Below are 18693 nucleotides of genomic sequence, written 5' to 3'. Positions count from 1 at the left end.
ATGCTCAAGCAAAGAGAGCACGCGAGGCACGGATGCACCTCCGACCCGCGCTCTTCCGTTAGGTGAGTAACATGAAAAAGAGCCGAATCGCGGCTCTTTTTCCTTGTCAATTCATTTGTTCGGGTATCGATTCCTCGTGCTTGCCGTACATGACTTCGTCGAACAAATTCGGCTGCTTGGCCGGCGTTTGAGCCGGCTGCGGAATGTGAAGCCGGGCCAGCAGCTTTTCAAGCTCGCCGATCGTCACCGGCTTCGCGTGATTCATGAGCTCATAGCCGAGCTGGCCGTTCATTTCGATGGTTGCATGCTTTACGTCGGCGAATGAGGTGATCCCGTTTTCCCGCAGCCTGTTCTCCACTTGATCCACCGACATTCGCAGCTTTAGCAAATTTTTCGTGATCAACTGCCCATTTTCGATAATGGGGGTCGCATTTCCCATAAACAACCGTTCGATCGGCTGCCATTTGACGCTGACGAACTGAATGGTGATGAGAAGCCCGACAAAAATGCATAGTACAACGGCGGTTTCCCAGAAACCCTCCATCGAGACCGCATGCCCGATGACCGAAGCAATCGATAAAAGCGTAATGATTTCCGGTCCGTTCATTTCAGACACCGTTTTTTTGCCGGCAATTCGCATCAAGCCGAAACCGAAAAGTAAAATGACCAGCGCTTCCCACATGTAGCTCATCCGACGGCGGTCCTCCTTGCAATGGTTGCCACTTCATTTTTTGCGGTACCCACCACATTTATACAGCATATGCAGCGAAAATTTCGATTTTAGGAGCTTGACCGCAACCGGTTGTCGTTATGTAATAAAAAAAACTTCGGATCGAAGCCCGTTCGCGGAACATACATCCGTGTCTTATGAAGATACATTCGTGTCTTAAAGTAAGCTTTTCTGAAAGATCCGAGAGCTGAACCTCCGGTTCAAACTTGTACTTTCTGGCGGGCATTGTTAAATAAGCCGATATTCCGTCCGGGACGGAATTCGGCTTATTCATCGTTAGACGGGATTAGATTACAAAGGCACGAGAAACGATAACCAGAAGAATAAACAATACGAGAATGACGCCAGTCGAAGTAAATCCGCCGAATCCCCCTACACAGCTCATGCTTTTCACCTCCTTGTTTACCTGATCAGTTTATGTCATGATCGATAAAGTGTCTGTGCGTTTGTTCCTGTTGCGGAAACAATATCGAGCGACATGATTTTGGATGAGGGAGAGATAATTGTGGCACATATCCGTAAGCTGGAGAACGACCGCGATTTTGAGGAAGCCATGGAGCGGCAAATGCCGATTCGCGTATTTCAGGACGATCATGTCGTGAATGCGGGCGGGGTCGTCATTCGTTTCGACGAGCAGTTCGTCGTCATTCAATCGGGCGTCAGCGAGATCGCATATCATGCCAGAGCGCAGTGCAAATTTTTCAGCATGAGAAAAAGGTAATCGGCCGCGTCCAAACGTTCCTACCGGCATCAACCTTCCCGTATTCCGCGATTCGATCCCGCGATCTACGCGGCTACCGCTCCAGATCCCTCATGGCGATTCCCGGCAGCATGGAAAATTCGTTGAAACCCCTTCGGCAATTGTCCATGCGCCCGCACTGCTCGTGTCTGCCCGCGGCATCCGCGGGCTTCGACCGGCGGGTTTCGCAGCGCCGCAGCCCGCTCGTTTCGACGGAACCTTTCGATGACGAAGCTAGAGTGTACGTCCCCTGCACAGCCACGCAGCCGGCAAGCCCGGCGAAGGCTCCCTCTCCCCCCTTTTTACCCTTCTGCTTCCCATCATCCCGTCTCGAGATCGGCCGCACTACCACCTACCTTTCCGCACCTGTAAAAATGCCGCAAAAAAACGGCCCTCGACCTGTGGATTGTTCATGGCATCGCACTCTCGCCATTGCTACCCTTGTAGTGAACGAATCCTATGGCAGGAGGACGAAACGAATGGCAATCAGCCGACTGAACGAGCGCGAATATTACAACAAAATTTATGGGGGATGGCTCGGTAAAAATATCGGAGGCACGCTAGGCGCGCCGATGGAGGGCAAAAAGGAACTGCTCAATCTCACCTATTACCCGAGTCTTCCCGACGGGCCGCTGCCGAACGACGATCTGGATCTTCAGCTCGTCTGGCTGCATGCGCTGGAGCAGTACGGGGGGCGTATTACCGCGGCGGAGCTCGGCCAGGAATGGGTGGAGCATGTGTTTTTCCCGTATGACGAGTACGGATATGCGCTGGCCAACTTGCGGAGAGGACTGGTGGCACCGGTCGCCGGATGGTTCAACAATCCGTTCACGCACTGCATGGGCTCTCCGATTCGCTCGGAAATATGGGCGATGGTCACACCGGGCTCGCCGGAGCTCGCCGCCTATTATGCTTATCAGGATGCGATCGTCGACCATGCCGGGGGTGAAGGCGTATATGGGGAAATGTTCTTCGCGGCGATCGAAAGCGCCGCTTTCGCCGATTCCGACCGGGATCGCCTGATCCGGACCGGACTGCGGTACATCCCGGCGCAATGCCGGACGGCGCAGGCTGTGCAGGACTTACTGGCGTGGCATGCGGAAGGTAAGAATTGGCTTGAGGCTCGCGAGCTGATCCTTGAGCGGCATGGCAGCTCCAACTTCACCGACGCGCCGCAAAATATCGCCTTCACGATTCTAGGCTGGCTGTATGGCGAAGATTTCGGCGACGCCATTCTGAAGGCGGTCAACTGCGGGTACGATACGGACTGCACTGGCGCAACACTCGGAGCGATTCTGGGCATCATTCACGGAGCGGATCAGCTGCCCGAATATTGGGTGAAGCCGGTTGGCGACGGGGTTGCGGTCAGTCCGCCGATCAAAGGCTTCCCCGCTCCGCGCACGCTGGACGAGCTGACCGAGCGGACCGTGCGGATCGGCAAACGCGTTGCGGCCGAGTGGAACGTGCCGCTGCTCATTGATCGGGATGCCGCTACCTGCTGGGCCGCATCGGGCGAGAGCTATATGGAGGAAGACTGCGACGCCGAACGGCTGTGGCATCTCAGCCCAACCGCGAACGTATATTGCTTGCCCAAGGGCACAACCCGCAATCTCGGCTTGGAGCTAACCGTCGATTACGGCTTGCAAGGGCCCTCCATCGGCCGGATGCAGTGCAAAACGATCGCCTACCGGCTCGTCAACCGTTCGGAGAAATCGTGGGAAGGCGTGCTGGCGCTCGAAACGCCGGACGGCTGGAGCCCGCCGGAAGAGATGCGATTTTCCTTGCAGCCGGGGGCCGGGACCGAAGGGAATTGGATCGTTCAATCCGGCCCGGAAGCACAGCCGGTTTACCCCTTGTCTGCGCAGATCGTTCGCCTGCACGATGGGCATGTATGGAGCGCGGAGACGGTCGACCTCCGGCTTGTTGCTGCTGCCGAATGGTCGATCGGCGCCGGGGAGGGCGGGGAAGCGAAGCCGTTCGTATTCCCGGGCAGCTGCGTCCGCTTCGGAGAAACCGCGCAGCCCGGTCAAGGCGGTTCGTACCGAGCGGCCACGACCATGATCGTTCCCAGCGACCGAAACATTCGCATCATTACCGCGACGGAGGCGCCTATCCGGGCGTGGCTGAACGGCCGGCTCATTATCGACAGCCCGGCGAAGCAGCCGTTCATGCCAGCGTTCCATCGCGCTCCGGCCAAGCAGCTCGCGGAGCTGACCGTCCCCCGGGGCGAGCATCTGCTCGAGATCGAGGCCGCGCAGGGCGACAACCCGCCGGAAGTGTACGTGCTGGCCGTGTCGCAGCGGACTACGAGCTCGCCCGGATCGTTCTATGCGTATTCCGACGTGTTATTTATCGCGAAGAACGGCGGCTAGCATAAAGTTCGATATCCCTCGCTTTGTAGGGGCCGCCGAGCAATCGATCAAGCGGATGGAGAAAAGATCCGGTTCGTGGGGGTTCGACCAGTCCCCGCGCAGCGTCACAAGCCGCAACTCATGCTTGGAGGATTCGCGCATGCCCGGAAGCTGCATGGGTTACCCGCAGGCCGTAACGGTGACGACAGAGGCGAATTCGATCTTGCGGCTCATTTCGGCGGCGTGGCCGCCGAAATGCTCCACTCATAGAAGCGGGTTCTTAATCAGCCTTCTCCCGCCCCTGCTCGCTCTCCACTCCGGTTCTGAATTGCGACGGGCTCGTCCCGGCAATCTGCTTGAACACTTTGCTGAAGTAAAACGGGTCCTGGAAGCCGACCTGCTGGGCAACCGTTTCGATCGTTGCCTCCGGGTGACGGCGCAGCAAATACTGCGCCCGCTGAATGCGAAGCTGCTGTAGATACTTGGTGAACGTGCTGGAGGAGTACTTATTGAACAGCTGGCATAAATATTCGTATTTGCGCCGGAACCGGTGCTCCAGCATTTGCCTTGTAATCGTCTGCGTATAGTGCTCATTCAAGTAGTTCACGAGCTCGCGATATGTAATATACGTCGCAGGGAGCGGCGTGTCCCACTGCTGTCGTTTCAGCAGGCTGTCGGACAACGCTTGCATAATCTGCATCATCCAGATGGTCGAACGGAACCGAAAGTTGCCGTTCGGCTGTTTCATTTCTGCGACAAGCTTCTCGAACAGGAGCAATATATCGAACCGCCGCTCCGGCAAATACCGGCGAAGCACAAGAAGCGGTTCTTCGTCAGCGCCCTCCGCTGTCCGCAAATCTTGATGATGGCGGCGGAACAGCCGCAAGCTCTGCTTCAGGCTTCCCGCCGCTTCCGAGTGGATCAGCGCCGGATCTGCGGTGAATTGCGCCCAGTAAAAGCTCGTGTTCGGTTCCGCCGTACGCCAGCCTTTATGATGCTGCCACGGCGTGAGCAGCAGGCATTCGCCGGACTGCAGCACGAGCCTTTCATCCTCTACCTGAAGATACACCGGGCCGTCGATCACCATGATCAGCTCATAGTACGGATTGGAATGCCCCCAATGATGGAACGGGATGTTCGCCTGATGCAGCCCTGTCCACTTCACGTCCAGCCTGACGAGCCTGGACATCATGAATACATCCTCCATCGGCCCTCTCCTTTGCCCCTTGTCCGGGTGTTCCCCCGGATGCAAGTTCTCCCCTGAGCGGGGCGCAATCGATTGCTGCTTTCTCTACATCCCCTGCGCAGGCCCGGTCGAACGGCGCGCCGTAAATTTGCCGGGCAGGACGATTTCCTGGTATTCCAGCTCCGGGCTGCGCGAATGCTGGAACAGCAATTCGACGGCCATGCCGCCCATCTGCTTGCCAGACTGATTGATCGAAGTGAACATGTCCTGATACTCCTCGGGGAAATTGCCGTACACCTCGTCGAACGTAACGATGCTGATCTGCTCGGGCACGCGAAGCTCCAGCCGGTTCAGCACGCTCATGACGCTCATCAGCAGGCCCGGACTCGTAACGAACAGCGCCGTCGGCCGCTCCGCGCCTGTCAGCATGCGCTCCAGCGCCTCCTCGATGCCGGCGCTCTCGCCTTCCACGAACAGCTCGTATCGTTCCGGCACCCGCACCTGTTTATCCATCAGCGCATACCGGTAGCCTTTAATCCGTTCTTTATGCGTAAAATGCTTGTTCGGCGACACAATGCCGATCCGCTCGTGGCCGAGTCCGAACAAATGCTCCACCAGCGTGACGGCGCCCATGAAGTTATCTCCGCGAACCAGATGCGTTTCGATGCCATCCACCTTCTGGTCAACGAGCACGATCGGCATCCCCTGCGCCTGGAGATTATTCAAATGCTCCTTCTGTCCGGGCTTCCCGCTGCCGATCAGCATAATGAGACCTTCCGCCCCCCGCTGCATCATCTTCGCCGTCAGCTGCGGCTCGCGGCCTCCGACCGAATTGCCGATCAGGATCATATAATCGTTCTCGAACGCCTTCTCTTCCGCCCCGACCAACAGATCAATGCCGAACGACTGGCTCATAATTTGCTTGCCGAACGGCAGCACGAGACCGATCATGCCGCTGCTGTCCGAGCTGCGCTTGAGCTCCTGCGCCTGAAATTGCAGCGTCTGCATCGCCTCAAGCACCTTTTGCTTCGATTGGGCGGAGACGGTATCGCTGTGATTGATAACGCGGGACACCGTCGATTTGGAAACGCCGGCCAGCTTGGCCACTTCATCTAGTTTCGACATTAGGCTCACTTCCTCATTAGATCTGCTGCTTTAGTTATATAAAGCCCGGCGTGTATTGTCAAATTGTTCTTGCGCCTGTAAGCGAATTCATTGTATGATGGTATTGACTTGGTTTGTTTCTGAAACGTTTCATAAAATCCAGTTCTTCAAGCAGCCTTATCGCCAGATCTTAGCGGCATCTGCGTCAGATCTTATCTGCGCTAGATCTTACATGAAAGGATGAATCATTTTTGAACCTTCAACAGCATGTTGTTACACAATCCGAATCGTTGTTTTCTTCCGCCCGCAGCCACCGGTTCGCGATGGCAAAGCCGGCCGTGCGCTGGCAGGATGCGCTGCCGAGCGGCAACGGCACGATGGGCGCCCTCGTCTACGGCAATATCGAAGAAGATACGATCGTCATTAACCACGAAGCGCTATGGTACGGCGGCTCGACCAAACAACCGCCCGACTTGTCCGTCCATTTGCCCGAGCTCCGGGCGCTGCTGGACGCCGGACAATATGAGGAAGCGAACCGGTTCTTCCCCGATCTGATGCGCGCGGCCGGGTATCAGACGCATACGTCAAGATTCCAGCCGGGCTTTGAATTTAAAGTGACGCTCGAGACGGAAGGCGCCTTCCGCGATTACAGCCGGACGCTCGACATGGAAACCGGCGAGATTACAGTCGCCTGGACCGATAACGGCGTACGCAAATCGAAGAGAACGTTCGTCTCCCGGCCGGATCAGATGATCGTGATGTCCGTTCGCTATGACGGCGCGCCGATCCCGCAAGCCGCCTTCGCCCTGCATATCCATCAGCCGGCCGAAGCGGAGAAGCATGGCTTTGCGCACGAGTCATCGGCCGAACCCGGTTATGCGCTCGCATCGGGTAAGCATGCCGGTGCGGACAACGGTTACTGCGCCGTCGCCCGGATTATCGCCCGCGGAGCAGCGTTGAGCGCGGACAACGGCCTCGTCATGGCGAGCGGCGCCGACGAAATCACGGTGCTGGTCAAAGTAGCGGCCAAGGACGGCAGCCCGGCGCAGCAGGAACGGTTGAAGCGCGAGCTGGACGCCGTCCCGTACGATTACGATACGCTGCTGCAGCGCCATATCGCCGAGCACCGGCTGTTATTTTTAAGCGCGGGCATCGACCTTGGCGCTGACGGCGAGAGCAGAGACACGGCCAACGAGCGGCTGCTGCTTGACGCATACACAGGCAGCGTGCCGACGGCACTGATGGAACGTATGTATGACTACGGCCGCTACCTGCTCATGTCCAGCTCGCGTCCCGGCGGACTGCCTGCCAATCTGCAGGGCGTCTGGAACGGGGATTACTTGCCCGCGTGGAGCGGCGCTTTCTTCAACAACGAGAACATTCAGATGAACTACTGGCAGGCGCTGGCAGGCAACATGGCGGAGACCGCCGAGCCGTTCTATGACTTCTTCGATTCGCTGCTGCCGGATATGCGCCGCAATGCACAGTCTTTTTATGGCAGCCGCGGCATCCTGAGTCCGCTGTTCGCTTCCCCGGAATCCGGTCTGAAGAAGAACCTGCAGCCCCATGTCGTCTACTGGACCGCAGGCGCCGGCTGGCTCGCGCAGCATTATTACGATTACTGGCTGTTTACGGGAGACATCGACTTTCTCAAGCGCCGGGTCCTTCCGTTTCTGAGGGAATGCGCCGCGTTCTATGAAGATTTCATGGTCGAAGGCGCGGACGGCAAGTGGATCTCCTACCCGTCCAATTCGCCGGAAAACTGGGCCATCGGCAGCTTCCCCGGCAGCGGAAAACTATCGGTGTGCATCAACGCGACGATGGATTGCGCCGTGGCGAAGGAAGTGCTGACGAATCTGTGCGAGGCTTGCGAGGAAACGGGGCTGTACGCGGAGGAGCTGCCGCGCTGGCGCGCAATGCTCGGCAAAATTCCGGCGTACCAGATCAACCGGGACGGAGCGCTGCGCGAATGGATGCACCCCGACTTCGAGGACAATTACCATCACCGTCATCAGTCGCATATTTATCCGCTGTTCCCTGGCTTCGAAATTACCGAGGAGACGCATCCCGAGCTGTTCGAGGCATGCCGGATCGCGGTGGAGAAGCGGCTCGTCATCGGTTTGAAGCAGCAGACAGGCTGGTCGCTTTCGCATATGGCCGGCATTTATGCCCGGCTCGGGGACGGCGACCGCGCGCTGGAATGTCTTGAAATATTGAGCCGCTCCTGCCTGGGCGACAACTTGTTCACCTATCATAATGATTGGCGCAATCAAGGCATCTCGCTCAAGATGGGCAGAGCCCCGTTCCAGATCGATGCCAACCTCGGCTGGACGGCGGCGATGCAGGAGATGCTGCTCTTCTCTGCCCGCGGCATGATCAAGCTGCTTCCGGCCAGACCGAAGCGCTGGGTTCGGGGACAGTTCCGCCAGCTCCGGTGCCGGGGCGGCGTTACCGTATCGCTCGAGTGGGATATGGAGCGGCGCAGCTCGGTTGCGACCTTGACGTCCGACCGCACGCAAACCGTCGAGCTGCAGCTCCCTGCTGCGGCAAGCTCGGTCGCTGCGGAAGGAGCGGTCGTCGCGCCATCCGCGAGCGGACCGAAATACCGCCGGCTGACGCTGACCGGCGGACAGACGGCAACCTTGCATATCGCGCACGACGAGTAAAACCGGGGCATACCAAGGCGAAGTTACGTTACGAGGGAGGATTCGATTCGTATGGTATCGATGAAACAAAGCAGTATCGCAGGCGCGGCCGTTCTTCTGACGGCCTCCCTCGCGCTGCAGGGCTGTTCGCAAGGGAATGCCGGCTCCGATCCGAAGAGCGGCCCGGCGGCGGGGGAAGCACCGAAAATCAACACCGAGCCGGTCGAGCTGACCGTCTGGGCCAGCATGTCGGACGAGGTGTTCCAGAAGCTCGTTGTGCAGCCTGTCAAGATGAAGTATCCGCATATCAGTCTGACCATGGTCGGCACGGACAAAAAAATACCGGATCTGATCGCAAGTGGCACCGTTCCCGACATTATTACCGACAGCATCGCCTCGATCCCGAAGTATGAGGAACTGAAAATTGCCGAAGATGTAACGCCGCTCGTGAAAGCGTTTAACCTGGATCTCGGCCGCATCAGCCCGGTCGTGCTCGATACGGTGCGCAAGGCGTCGAGCGAAGGCAAGCTGTCCGGCCTGCCGATCTCCGGAAACGTAGTCATGATGTATTACAACAAAGATATTTTCGACCGGTTCGGCGTGCCTTATCCGAAAGACGGCATGACGTGGGATGAAACGTACGAGCTCGCCAAGAAGATGACCAAACTGGACGGCGGCGTCCAGTACCGCGGGTTCCACTTCCAGGACGTGTTCCAATTCACGGCGAACCAACTGTCCCTGCCAGTCGTCGATGCCAAGACGAACAAAGCTGCGGTCAACAATGACAAATGGCGCAGGCTGTTTGAAAATTATGCCCGATTTTTTGCCATTCCCGGCAACGAGGTCGACGATAAAACGTACGGCGGCCATCAAAACCAGTTTCTCAAAGACAAGACGGTCGCCATGTACGTCACCAGCTCGATCTTCTCCAAGCTGCCCGATGCGCTCAAGGACGGCCTGAACTTCAACATGGTCACGCTTCCGTCCTTCCCGGAAGCGCCCGGGGTAACGACGCAGGTGGACGGCGGCATCCGAATCATCTCGAGCACAAGCAAGCATAAAGACCAGGCGTTCCTCGCCTTGACGGCCATGCTGTCCGATGAAGCGCAGGTGTGGACGGCACGCAACGGCAATACCTCTGTACTGAACGATCCGAAGATGCTGGAGGAATTCGGTAAGGACATCGACATCCTGAAGGACCGGAACCGGCTCGGCTTCGTCCGCAGCAAGCCGGCGCCCCCTTCCCCCTCGATTACGAAATACGACGCTTCCGCTTACGCGATCGTCCGCTCACAGTTCAAGAAAATGATCTTGACGCAAGCGGACGTCAATACGATACTGCGGGAAACCGAGGAGCTCATTAACAAAGCGATCGCCGAAGCGCAAAAATAACGCAAGATCCACAAACAGGGAGCCTGGCCATATGCCAAGCTCCCTGTTTGTTCGCCTTTGTCGAAGCCGCTGGCCGCCGCGACATCACGAGAATGTCATTCTCGGATGCAGCAGGTGCAAACGAAGCCGTCCGGCGCAACGCATACGACGAAGCTAGCTTCCTCGTATGACGCGCCAGCCGCCGTCCTTGCGCAGCGTCAGCTCGATCGGCGCAACGCGCCATTCCGCCGAAGGCAGCAGGCGAACGGTAACGGTGCCGTCCGGACTTACTTCGGTCACGATGCCCTGACTGTCTTCACCCGGGCCGACCAGCCGGGAATGATAGTGGCTTTTGCCGCTGACGGCTGCGCCGGACACGTCCGCATCATGCGGCACCATGACCGAGACGAACGTCTCTTCGCGGCCCGCCTCGAACACGGCTTTATCGTAGACGGCGTATGCTTTATCGTGCCACAGCTTCGGCTGGAACTGCACGCCGTATTGGCGTCCGCGCTGCGGATGGAAGTACACCGTCAGCTTCTTGCCGCGCTGCGCGTCAGCCGTCATGTCGAACCAGAACACGCCCTGCTCGTCCAGCCGGGGCAGCTGCCATACCGGTCCTCCGGCCATTCCGTCCGCTTCCGCTCCCGGCGCGAATCGATCGACGACGAGCAAATAACCCTCTTCCGTCAGCAATGTCTGCCTTGTCCAATGCGAATCATGCGTATAGACGCCTTCATAGCGCATAGAACCGTAGCTGTCCTGCCCTTGCATCTCGGAAGCGGACTCTCGCAGCACGCCTCCCTGCTGATGATCGATATACATGCTGCGGCATGTCATGCCATTGACCATCAAGCGGATCGGCGTGCGCAGAAACTCGCTTACATCGCTTATATACATATAATCAAACCCGATCCGCTGATACCCGTCCGTCAGATGCACCTCATGTTCCATTCCGCCCCAGGTCAGATCGATTCGGCCCGGGGGACATATCACCTTAAGCGCCTTCGTGCCCGTCCGCTCGTCGCGCACAACCGACACATAGCGGCTTTCTTCGTCCGGCGTCAGCGCCCTCCGCTCCTCCGGCGTTCCTTTCTTCCCATCCTCGTAGAAGTCGACCTTAAGCCCTTCCAGCAGCGTATCCGGGTCGATGAGCCGCAGCATGCCTTTCGGTCCGGCAATATGCAGCCGGCTGAGCAGCAGCTCCACCGGTCCGTCGGCGGGCGCTGCCTCGCGATACTCGCGATACCACGGAATGCTGTTTGGGAAACGATGCTTGCCGCCCCGGACAAACGTATTGATCGAAATCGTGACGTCCCGGATCGTAAGCACTTCATTCTTGCCCGCCATCCCCTCGGGATTGCTGATGAACACGCCGTACGGGCTTAACCTGTCCTTGAAGAAATGCGGCAGCGGCTTCATCGTCTCGTCGCCCGAGACGGGCTCCCCGGCATGCCGGAACGATTCGGGGGTCGCGTACAGCTGCTCGTACCGCTCCGACGCCATATAATCCCGCAGCATGCGCATATTGGCGGACGCTTTGTACCAGCGGTTCCGTCTCAGACCGGACGAATAGCAGAACGGAAACTCCGCCGCCATATCGCCCACGACGAACGTATTCGTCTGCCCCGCCCACTTGTGCCAGCCGGTGCGGGACAAATACATCACACCGTCCGCTTCGTAATGATACAGCTCGCCGCGATTATCCTCATGGGCATGGTGCAGCGTCTCCATCCGGTCGTTCACATAGAACGCCGCATACGGCTTCCCCTGCTCCATGGATGCGTTCAGAATCAGCCGGTCGGCAATTCGGTACGTGCAAGGGTACATATGCTGGATGCCGCCCGCCGCCGGCGGCATCGCCGGTTCCACGCCAAGCGCGCGGAATGGCTCCAGCTTGTGCCGATACGCCCCCGCCGCCTCAGCCGCAGACAAACGTCTGCCCTCGGCATTGTAGTAGCCGCCGTACCCGCCGGCAAACAGCGCCTGCTGTGCAGCCCACAGAAACGTGCCGTCGCCCGTCACTTCGGCCATCAATGCAAGCGCGTCGACATACGCCGCCTGATGGCCACCGTCGCCCGGCTGCACGGCAAGTCCCGTCGGGCTGATCTGCTCGCGGTAACGCCGGTAGGCGGCGGCCGCTTTGGCGCTGCGCAGCTCGGCTTCCTTGCCCAGGATCAAGCCAAGCTCGATGACCTGCTTGATGTTGTGCGCCACATAACCCGGCTCATAGCAATCGCCCGGGTCGTACCAATCGCTCCAGACCGCTTCCGCGTACCGATTCCAGCTCTCCGCTTCGGGCAGATGCGGGAACAGCCGCGCAGCATGCGCCTGTCCGATGGCGAAGAAGAACGAGCGGTTATTCGCATCCCGCTCCGCTGGACGCAGTACATCCTGTGCCAGTGCCGCCGCGCTGTCGTACAGCCTGTCATCCGCCGCCCCGATCCGCTTGAGCCCGGCGAGCAGTTGAAAGTAGTAGCCCTGCGAGAAAAAACAGCTGCGCAGCGTTTGCCTGATCGAGCTCCCCGAATGGGCGGTCGGAGATGGGTCCCCCGGGTTCCCCTGCTCCTTCGCCCGATCCGCGCTCCACGCCTCGGTCAACAGCTTCAGACGAAGATGCGCGCTTTGGGCGCCTCCGGTCGCGCCGCCGCCGAGCTCCTCCAGCGCTTTCCCCAAAAACCGCCGCACTTCCATCGCAGGCTTCAGCTCGTCGCGAAGGCTCCGTTCATCCAGTACCACTCCCATTCTCTCCTTTGCACGCTTATTGTGTTCACTATACTGCGGATGCGCCGCGCTTTCAATGCAAACGTGTTCAATGACTTGACCAGGAGAGACGCCGCCCCGTCAACCGGTGGGACAAGCGCCCTCCAAGCGGCGTTTGCGTCCTTCCCTATACGTCTAGCTGCATCATCTCGGCCAGCATCATCAGAGCAAGCCCCTGCCCATACAGCGTAGGGATGACCGGAATGCGGTTATAGTCGTCGATCGTCTTCATGATCGGCGTGCCGCCGGAAACGCCGAGCACTTGGCCCTCGGAATCGATGCAGCCCAGCACCGCCGCGCAAGTCGCCGCCGCCTTGTCCACATAAGAAGCATCCAGCAGCCCGTGGCGGACCGCGCACAAGATGCCGGCGGCAATGCCCGCGCTGCCCGACGTCTCCTGATAAAACTCGGCTCGGTCCATCACCGTATGCCACAGCCCGTTCGCTCCACGGTAACCGAGCAGCCCGTCGACCATCGACCGGTAGCGGGCCAGCAGCTCCTCGGGAATCGGCAGCAGTGTCTGCAGCTCCTTCACGATCAGCGGGAAGCCGATAACGATCCAGGCGTTGGCGCGCGTCCATTTGGCTGCGGACATATGATCGCCCTGCAAGCAGTTCCAGCCGTGGTACATGACGCCGGAGCCGCTGTCCTGCAGCAGCCGGAAGTGGATGTCCACCTGCTCAAGCGCTTCCTTGGCATAATCGCCCCGGCCGGTCAGCGCCGCCAATCGGGCCAAAAACAGCACGGCCATAAAGAGGGTGTCCGCCCATACTTGCTCCGGGAAATTCGCTTTTTCCGTGACCGTATGCTCAAAAGCGCCTTCTCGCGTCCGCGGTGCCTCGTGCAGCATCCAATCGCCGATTTTGACCGCTTCCTCCACAAAATAAGCGCGCTGCGTCCGTCGGTACAGCTCGGGAAAGATGGCATACGGCGCCATCGAATTGATGACCTTGGCCAGCGCCGCCTTCTCCCGATTGCGCTCGACCCACTGCTCCAAATAACGCAGCGTATCGGCATCCTCCGTAGCCTCATAGCTATGCAGGATCGAGATCAACCCGACTCCCGGCGTCCAATCCCAGCGGTGAATATCCATCCCCCACGCTTCGGAATCGGACGTCGTCGTATAGGCATATACATTCCGTAACACCGCTTTGGCCTGCTCCACCTGTACCGAGGTGATGTGCTGATGCTTCGATATCATTACTGCTCCTCCATTCCCCCGGCAACGTTCCGGCAAACGATTTCATAATTGCAATTTTATTATAAAACTTTCGCACAGCCGCATCTCTCGCTGCATTGTTCAAAAATATAATAATGTTGCTGTACATAAGGATCGTTGTCGATACATTCCACTCTCCCCGCCCTGCGGCGATTGCGAAAATTATAAGAGGATTGTTTTTTTCCACAAATTGCAGTACATTAGCTGTAAGCGCTTTATAGAGGGAGGTCAGTCGCTATGCTGCCGCCGGCTCCGGCCAAACGAACCGACGATTTCGTCAATCATCAGCTGCAGGAATTGCCGCTCTCGATGAAATACAGAGAGACCGAGACGCATTTTTATATGGATTTTCATTCGCATGAAGGGTATGAGATTTACTTTTTTGAAGAAGGCAGCGGCTATTTCCTTATCGACGATCACCTGTATCCGCTGGAAGGCCGCGATCTGATCTTAATCAGCCCGCATGAATCGCATAAAAGCTCCCCGAAGCTCGAGTCGCCGAGCACGCGCAGCGTCCTACATTTTTTGCCGGAGCTGCTGGACGACCGGTCAAGGGATTATTTGCTCGAAATATTCAGCCTCAGCCTGGGACATCGCCATGTAAGACTGAGCGAAGAACGGCTCACGCGCTTTTATTATTTGCTGGACCGGCTTCACGAAGATTACACCGCCCGTTCAGGCGATCAATTAATGGCGATACGCATCTACATGAGCGAGCTGCTGCTGGAGCTGCGCCGCTGCTGGTACAGCGAGTCGGTGACCGAGACGCAGGCGGCCGACAGGCGCAACGTCAATCCGAAGGTGGAGCATGCGATCAAATATATTTCCAATCATTTCGCGGAAAACCTGACGCTCGAATTGATCGCGCAGGAGCTGTATTTGAACCAGTATTATTTGTGCCACCTGTTCAAAAAGACGCTCGGGATCACGATTACCGAGTTCATACTGCAGACCCGCATCCACCACGCCAGACGGATGCTGATGCATACGGACATGCCGATCTCCGAAATCGCCGGCAAAACCGGCTTCAACAGCTTCTCGTATTTCGGCCAGACGTTCAAGACGATTACGGGCGCAACGCCGAGAGATTATCGTAAGAAGCATCAGAAGCTTTCGGAGTGAGTGCGCAGCCGCAAGAGTACAGCCCGCAGCGGGACGCAAGGCGCGGTGGTATGCTTCACGGCACGAACGGCATCCGTATAACCGCAGAGACCTGCACGACGACATAGCCCTGAAATAAACAAAACAAGGATAGAACGCAGGCAAGCCTGCCGCTCTATCCTTTGTTGTTTATTTCCACTTCTCGTACTGCTCTGAAATATTATCCGCTGTGACAGCGCCTTTTTGCAGCATAGGAATCGGACAAGCGTTGTTATATTGGCGAATTTTCCGGTTGACCTCGCCAAGCTCGGCATCCAGCAAGCTGCCGGACTTCTGTTCGGCGCGGAGCTGATGCAGAATACGTTCCAGATCGGCTTGAATTTCCTGCTGCAGCTCAATCCAGCGCGGCAAGTAATGAGCCGTCTTGAGCACGCTGTTGACATGCCGTTCCATCGAGGATTCGCCGCTTAAGAACAGCGGCTTCCCTTCGCCCGGCAAATGATCCAGGCCGCCCTTCTCCTGCTGATCTCGCATCACTTCATCCATCCAATCCCCGCCGTACGGGCGAAAGCCCGGCCGGACCGGAGCCTCGACCGGAACCGCCTCACCGCTTCCCGCGATTGTATCCCCGTCTGCCCGCACGCGGCTGACTTGCGGCTCACGCTCCCCGTTATCCGCAGGACGCTCATCCTCCGCATCTCTCCGTACAGGCTGCTCTTCAGGCGAATCGGACTTGTTTCGGGAGTTGTTCTTCGTTCTCCATCTGCCGAACATGGCAAAGATCACGCCTTCCCCAAAATCCATATTGTCCCATCTCTTTTATTGTATACCGTACCGCATCCGGCGTGCGGTTCCGTTCATGTCAACTTTGTGAAAGCATGCACTCTCTTGGCACGCAGCCCCTGGCGTCAAATCAAGTACAAAGTCCGTCAAAACAGGTATCCCTTTTTGCATCGGCCGCCTTTATACTGAAATCGGTTTCATCAATCGATGCAGGGAGGAAATGAAGATGGGGAAGTTTCGTCACATGTTCCATGTTACTTTGATTGCCGCGTTGTTTTTAACGACGTTTGTACCGGCCGGCCAGTCGCGTGCGGAACAAACGCCGCCTGAGCTGCCGAGCGTCGCCGAGGTGCCGGTGAAGGTGATGTCGTTCAACATTTTGCACGGCGCCGGAACGGACGGCGTACTCGACTTGAACCGCACGGCTTCCGTCATTCGCGATTCCTGCGCCGAGCTCGTCGGTCTGCAAGAGGTCGATGTGCATTTCCGTGCGCGGAGCAATTTCGAGGACCAGGCGCAGCGGCTGGCGGAGATGCTCGACATGCATTATGTGTTCGGGGCGAATCTGGATCAGGACCCGCTGGAGCCGGGCGCTCCGCGCCGCCAATACGGCACGGCCGTGCTGAGCAAGTATCCGATTCTGGAGTCGCATAATTATCATCTCAGCAGCTTCGGCCTCGAACAGCGCGGGCTGCTGGAGACGAAAATCTACGTGAACGGCGCTTCCGTCTATTTCTACACGACGCATTTGGGTACGGTAGAGCAGCGTCTGACGCAGGTCAATGAAATATTGACCATTACCGGCGCCCGCTCCGGCACGAAGATTATAACCGGCGACTTTAATTCCGTTCCCTCCAGCACTCCGATTCAAACGATGAAGACCGTGTACAAGGACGGCTTCGCCGATCAGAACAACGCGCATACCGCTCCGTCCAACGCGCCGAACGCGCGGATCGATTACATTTTCACTTCGGAGAACATCAGTCTGACAAGCAAAAGCGTCATCACGTCCAATCCGGTCGCGTCCGATCATCTGCCGATCGTAGGAACCGTCGTGCTGCCTCCCGACAACCCTTCCTATAATGGGTTCAAAAGCATATTCGCCCAATAACCGTCCGATACCCGACAATCGGGTCAAAACAAAAGGAGGACCCGCGCTGCCGCTCGGCGGCAGCCGTGTCCTCCTTCGGTATTAAAATGAAAATAAGCTGGCGAGCAGCCTTCGGCGTTTGGTCGGCGGCTGTTCGCGTTCGCGCGCTTCCGTCTGTTTATGCATATCCGCCAGGGAGCATGCCACTTCTTCCATATGCTGTGACAGCTGTCTTACCGTTCTCGATATTTCCTCGAGCTCCCGCCGGTGCTCCAGCAGCTGCAAACACACGATATCGTCGGCTTTTTCCGTAAGCTTGTTCTCGACATGCCGTAGTCTCTTTTCGATTTCTCCATACTGCGCCGTCATGCGGGTGAACGAAGAGGCATGAGCATCGGAAGCTTGTCCCGTGTCCGCCGGCAGGGGCTTCGATTGGCGCGCGGCTGGCTTCTCCTCCGGCAAGTCAATCTGGCTTAAGCTGAGCTTAAGCTCCAGTTGCTGCTTGATGAATGCGAGTTTCTCCATGTCGCTTTCCTCAAACACGTAATGCCCAAGCTCGTCTTTCGAAAACCGGTGCTGAAAGTGAGATGCCCACCGTTTGATTGTCGTCGGACTGACCTGCAGCAGCTGCGCCGCTTCCTTCGTCGAATACATCATCTCTGATCACCCTCCCGCGATCTTTTGATAACGTATTCGCTGCACCATCCGCATTCCCCTGCCGCGCTGACAAAGGTAGTCAGCGTTCGCCAAACAAAGTGGAATATCTGCTTTTCTCCGCAAAAAAGGCGGTTGAACGCAAAAAAGCCCGGCCGAAGCCGGGTTATTCCGCGGTCACGTCATTAGATCCCCCATGCGCGAGATACAATAACCAACAGAATGAAGAGAACAAGGATCACGCCTGTGCTAGTAAACGCGCCAGCGCAGCTTGCACCACCATAACCGATGTTTCCCATCAGAACTCCTCCTTCCGCTTGAAGCTTATGCATTATATGATCATAAGCGGAATACGGATTGGACTCTTATCCTGTTTTTCTCGCGCAGCAAGATTCGGGCTACCGCCTATCCCGCAATCTTATGCTTCGCAAGCTTGTGATAGTAGTTCTCCAGCCCAGCAAGCGAAAGTCATTACTCCTTTAACCCTTTGCCCATGCCTTTCAGGAAACGAATGCCAAAACCGACGGCGCGGTTGACGTCCGGATCGTTCATCGCTTTCAACAGGTCGAGCAGCCCGACTTTTGGGGGTGATGACAGGTGATCTTTTGCTTCTTCCATGCCGGCGGCCACGCTGGTTAGCAGCTTTTTCGTAAGCTCCGGCTCGATCTCCGCCATGACTCCCGCCGCGCCCATGACGTGATGGATCATGTTGGTGACCGGTTTCCGGGTCGCTTGCTCGACAGCGATTTTGGCGATGTCCGTTTTGGCCTTCAGCATCGCGTGCGCCGCTTCAAGAATGCCGCTGTCATGAAGCTCCCGAACCAGCTCCAGCGTCTTTTTAAGTGCGGCGTCGTGGTCCGCCAGCTCGGAGGCCAGCTGATCCAGCGATTCCTTCTTCTTTTCTTCTTCCGTACGAATCGTCTTCTTGATCGCCCTAATCGGCTTTGCCATATGGGA

Annotated in this window: 17 protein-coding genes; 6 read left to right on the top strand and 11 right to left on the bottom strand. The window is 57.6% G+C overall.

The window, feature by feature from the left end:
* Window positions 1–106: 106 nt before the first annotated feature.
* Together KXG62_RS22585 and KXG62_RS22580 are read right to left on the bottom strand one after the other, a co-directional pair.
* The gene (locus tag KXG62_RS22585; protein ID WP_218094270.1) at window positions 107–691 is read right to left on the bottom strand and encodes a DUF421 domain-containing protein; all 585 of its coding nucleotides are present in this window, start codon (window positions 689–691) and stop codon (window positions 107–109) included.
* 325 nt (window positions 692–1016) lie between these two features.
* The gene (locus tag KXG62_RS22580; protein WP_218094269.1) at window positions 1017–1115 is read right to left on the bottom strand and encodes a YjcZ family sporulation protein; all 99 of its coding nucleotides are present in this window, start codon (window positions 1113–1115) and stop codon (window positions 1017–1019) included.
* Window positions 1116–1235: 120 nt separating this feature from the next.
* On the opposite strand from KXG62_RS22580, the gene KXG62_RS22575 reads away from it, so the two are divergent.
* On the top strand, window positions 1236–1451 hold the full coding sequence (locus KXG62_RS22575) for a hypothetical protein (RefSeq protein WP_218094268.1): 216 nt from the start codon (window positions 1236–1238) through the stop codon (window positions 1449–1451).
* A gap of 73 nt (window positions 1452–1524) precedes the next feature.
* On the opposite strand, the gene KXG62_RS22570 is transcribed toward KXG62_RS22575, so the two are convergent.
* Entirely contained in the window at window positions 1525–1821 is a 297-nt protein-coding gene (locus tag KXG62_RS22570; RefSeq protein ID WP_218094267.1) for a hypothetical protein, read from the bottom strand.
* 127 nt (window positions 1822–1948) lie between these two features.
* Between KXG62_RS22570 and KXG62_RS22565 the strand changes: the two genes are divergently transcribed.
* Window positions 1949–3841, top strand: coding sequence for an ADP-ribosylglycohydrolase family protein (locus tag KXG62_RS22565; RefSeq protein WP_218094266.1), 1893 nt, complete (start codon window positions 1949–1951; stop codon window positions 3839–3841).
* A gap of 259 nt (window positions 3842–4100) precedes the next feature.
* Here the strand turns inward: KXG62_RS22565 and KXG62_RS22560 are convergent, their stop codons facing one another.
* Entirely contained in the window at window positions 4101–5027 is a 927-nt protein-coding gene (locus KXG62_RS22560) for an AraC family transcriptional regulator (protein ID WP_218094265.1), read from the bottom strand.
* An 84-nt stretch (window positions 5028–5111) separates the two neighbouring features.
* Window positions 5112–6131 (bottom strand): LacI family DNA-binding transcriptional regulator, encoded by a 1020-nt coding sequence (locus tag KXG62_RS22555; RefSeq protein ID WP_218094264.1) that lies wholly within the window; start codon window positions 6129–6131, stop codon window positions 5112–5114.
* A gap of 230 nt (window positions 6132–6361) precedes the next feature.
* On the opposite strand from KXG62_RS22555, the gene KXG62_RS22550 reads away from it, so the two are divergent.
* Both KXG62_RS22550 and KXG62_RS22545 read left to right on the top strand, forming a co-directional pair.
* Window positions 6362–8776, top strand: a complete 2415-nt coding sequence (locus KXG62_RS22550) for a glycoside hydrolase family 95 protein (RefSeq protein WP_218094263.1) — start codon at window positions 6362–6364, stop codon at window positions 8774–8776.
* A gap of 51 nt (window positions 8777–8827) precedes the next feature.
* On the top strand, window positions 8828–10147 hold the full coding sequence (locus KXG62_RS22545; protein WP_218094261.1) for an ABC transporter substrate-binding protein: 1320 nt from the start codon (window positions 8828–8830) through the stop codon (window positions 10145–10147).
* Between the two features lie 153 nt (window positions 10148–10300).
* On the opposite strand, the gene KXG62_RS22540 is transcribed toward KXG62_RS22545, so the two are convergent.
* Both KXG62_RS22540 and KXG62_RS22535 read right to left on the bottom strand, forming a co-directional pair.
* Window positions 10301–12865, bottom strand: coding sequence for a hypothetical protein (locus tag KXG62_RS22540; protein WP_218094260.1), 2565 nt, complete (start codon window positions 12863–12865; stop codon window positions 10301–10303).
* Between the two features lie 151 nt (window positions 12866–13016).
* Window positions 13017–14090: a glycoside hydrolase family 88/105 protein gene (locus KXG62_RS22535; RefSeq protein WP_218094259.1), complete on the bottom strand. Its 1074-nt coding sequence runs from the start codon at window positions 14088–14090 to the stop codon at window positions 13017–13019.
* A 255-nt stretch (window positions 14091–14345) separates the two neighbouring features.
* Here KXG62_RS22535 and KXG62_RS22530 point away from each other — a divergent pair, with 255 nt between their 5' ends.
* Window positions 14346–15230, top strand: a complete 885-nt coding sequence (locus tag KXG62_RS22530; protein WP_218094258.1) for a helix-turn-helix transcriptional regulator — start codon at window positions 14346–14348, stop codon at window positions 15228–15230.
* Window positions 15231–15398: 168 nt separating this feature from the next.
* Here the strand turns inward: KXG62_RS22530 and KXG62_RS22525 are convergent, their stop codons facing one another.
* Window positions 15399–16013, bottom strand: coding sequence for a DnaJ family domain-containing protein (locus tag KXG62_RS22525; RefSeq protein WP_218094257.1), 615 nt, complete (start codon window positions 16011–16013; stop codon window positions 15399–15401).
* Window positions 16014–16218: 205 nt separating this feature from the next.
* Between KXG62_RS22525 and KXG62_RS22520 the strand changes: the two genes are divergently transcribed.
* Window positions 16219–17103 carry an endonuclease/exonuclease/phosphatase family protein gene (locus tag KXG62_RS22520; protein ID WP_246627591.1) on the top strand — a complete coding sequence of 295 codons (885 nt, stop codon included), beginning with the start codon at window positions 16219–16221 and terminating at the stop codon, window positions 17101–17103.
* An 81-nt stretch (window positions 17104–17184) separates the two neighbouring features.
* Here the strand turns inward: KXG62_RS22520 and KXG62_RS22515 are convergent, their stop codons facing one another.
* From KXG62_RS22515 to KXG62_RS22505, 3 genes are all read right to left on the bottom strand, one after another.
* Window positions 17185–17739, bottom strand: a complete 555-nt coding sequence (locus tag KXG62_RS22515) for a MerR family transcriptional regulator (RefSeq protein ID WP_218094256.1) — start codon at window positions 17737–17739, stop codon at window positions 17185–17187.
* A 182-nt stretch (window positions 17740–17921) separates the two neighbouring features.
* Window positions 17922–18035, bottom strand: coding sequence for a YjcZ family sporulation protein (locus tag KXG62_RS22510; RefSeq protein WP_218094255.1), 114 nt, complete (start codon window positions 18033–18035; stop codon window positions 17922–17924).
* A gap of 172 nt (window positions 18036–18207) precedes the next feature.
* Window positions 18208–18687 carry a helical membrane plugin domain-containing protein gene (locus tag KXG62_RS22505; RefSeq protein WP_218094254.1) on the bottom strand — a complete coding sequence of 160 codons (480 nt, stop codon included), beginning with the start codon at window positions 18685–18687 and terminating at the stop codon, window positions 18208–18210.
* Between the last annotated feature and the right edge of the window lie 6 nt (window positions 18688–18693).

The sequence above is a fragment of the Paenibacillus solanacearum genome, assembly GCF_910593845.1.
Taxonomy (GTDB): Bacteria; Bacillota; Bacilli; order Paenibacillales; family NBRC-103111; genus Paenibacillus_G; species Paenibacillus_G solanacearum.
The sequence above is the reverse complement of the archived record's forward strand: the minus strand, read 5'-3'. Positions and strand labels throughout refer to the sequence as shown.

Excerpts from the sequence above, each read along its gene's own strand:
- KXG62_RS22520 (WP_246627591.1), top strand. The coding sequence starts at position 16,219 with ATGGGGAAGTTTCGTCACATGTTCCATGTTACTTTGATTGCCGCGTTG.
- KXG62_RS22510 (WP_218094255.1), bottom strand. The coding sequence starts at position 18,035 with ATGGGAAACATCGGTTATGGTGGTGCAAGCTGCGCTGGCGCGTTTACT.
- KXG62_RS22525 (WP_218094257.1), bottom strand. The coding sequence starts at position 16,013 with ATGGATTTTGGGGAAGGCGTGATCTTTGCCATGTTCGGCAGATGGAGA.
- KXG62_RS22560 (WP_218094265.1), bottom strand. The coding sequence starts at position 5,027 with ATGGAGGATGTATTCATGATGTCCAGGCTCGTCAGGCTGGACGTGAAG.
- KXG62_RS22585 (WP_218094270.1), bottom strand. The coding sequence starts at position 691 with ATGAGCTACATGTGGGAAGCGCTGGTCATTTTACTTTTCGGTTTCGGC.
- KXG62_RS22565 (WP_218094266.1), top strand. The coding sequence starts at position 1,949 with ATGGCAATCAGCCGACTGAACGAGCGCGAATATTACAACAAAATTTAT.
- KXG62_RS22505 (WP_218094254.1), bottom strand. The coding sequence starts at position 18,687 with ATGGCAAAGCCGATTAGGGCGATCAAGAAGACGATTCGTACGGAAGAA.
- KXG62_RS22580 (WP_218094269.1), bottom strand. The coding sequence starts at position 1,115 with ATGAGCTGTGTAGGGGGATTCGGCGGATTTACTTCGACTGGCGTCATT.
- KXG62_RS22515 (WP_218094256.1), bottom strand. The coding sequence starts at position 17,739 with ATGATGTATTCGACGAAGGAAGCGGCGCAGCTGCTGCAGGTCAGTCCG.
- KXG62_RS22545 (WP_218094261.1), top strand. The coding sequence starts at position 8,828 with ATGGTATCGATGAAACAAAGCAGTATCGCAGGCGCGGCCGTTCTTCTG.
- KXG62_RS22530 (WP_218094258.1), top strand. The coding sequence starts at position 14,346 with ATGCTGCCGCCGGCTCCGGCCAAACGAACCGACGATTTCGTCAATCAT.
- KXG62_RS22555 (WP_218094264.1), bottom strand. The coding sequence starts at position 6,131 with ATGTCGAAACTAGATGAAGTGGCCAAGCTGGCCGGCGTTTCCAAATCG.
- KXG62_RS22535 (WP_218094259.1), bottom strand. The coding sequence starts at position 14,090 with ATGATATCGAAGCATCAGCACATCACCTCGGTACAGGTGGAGCAGGCC.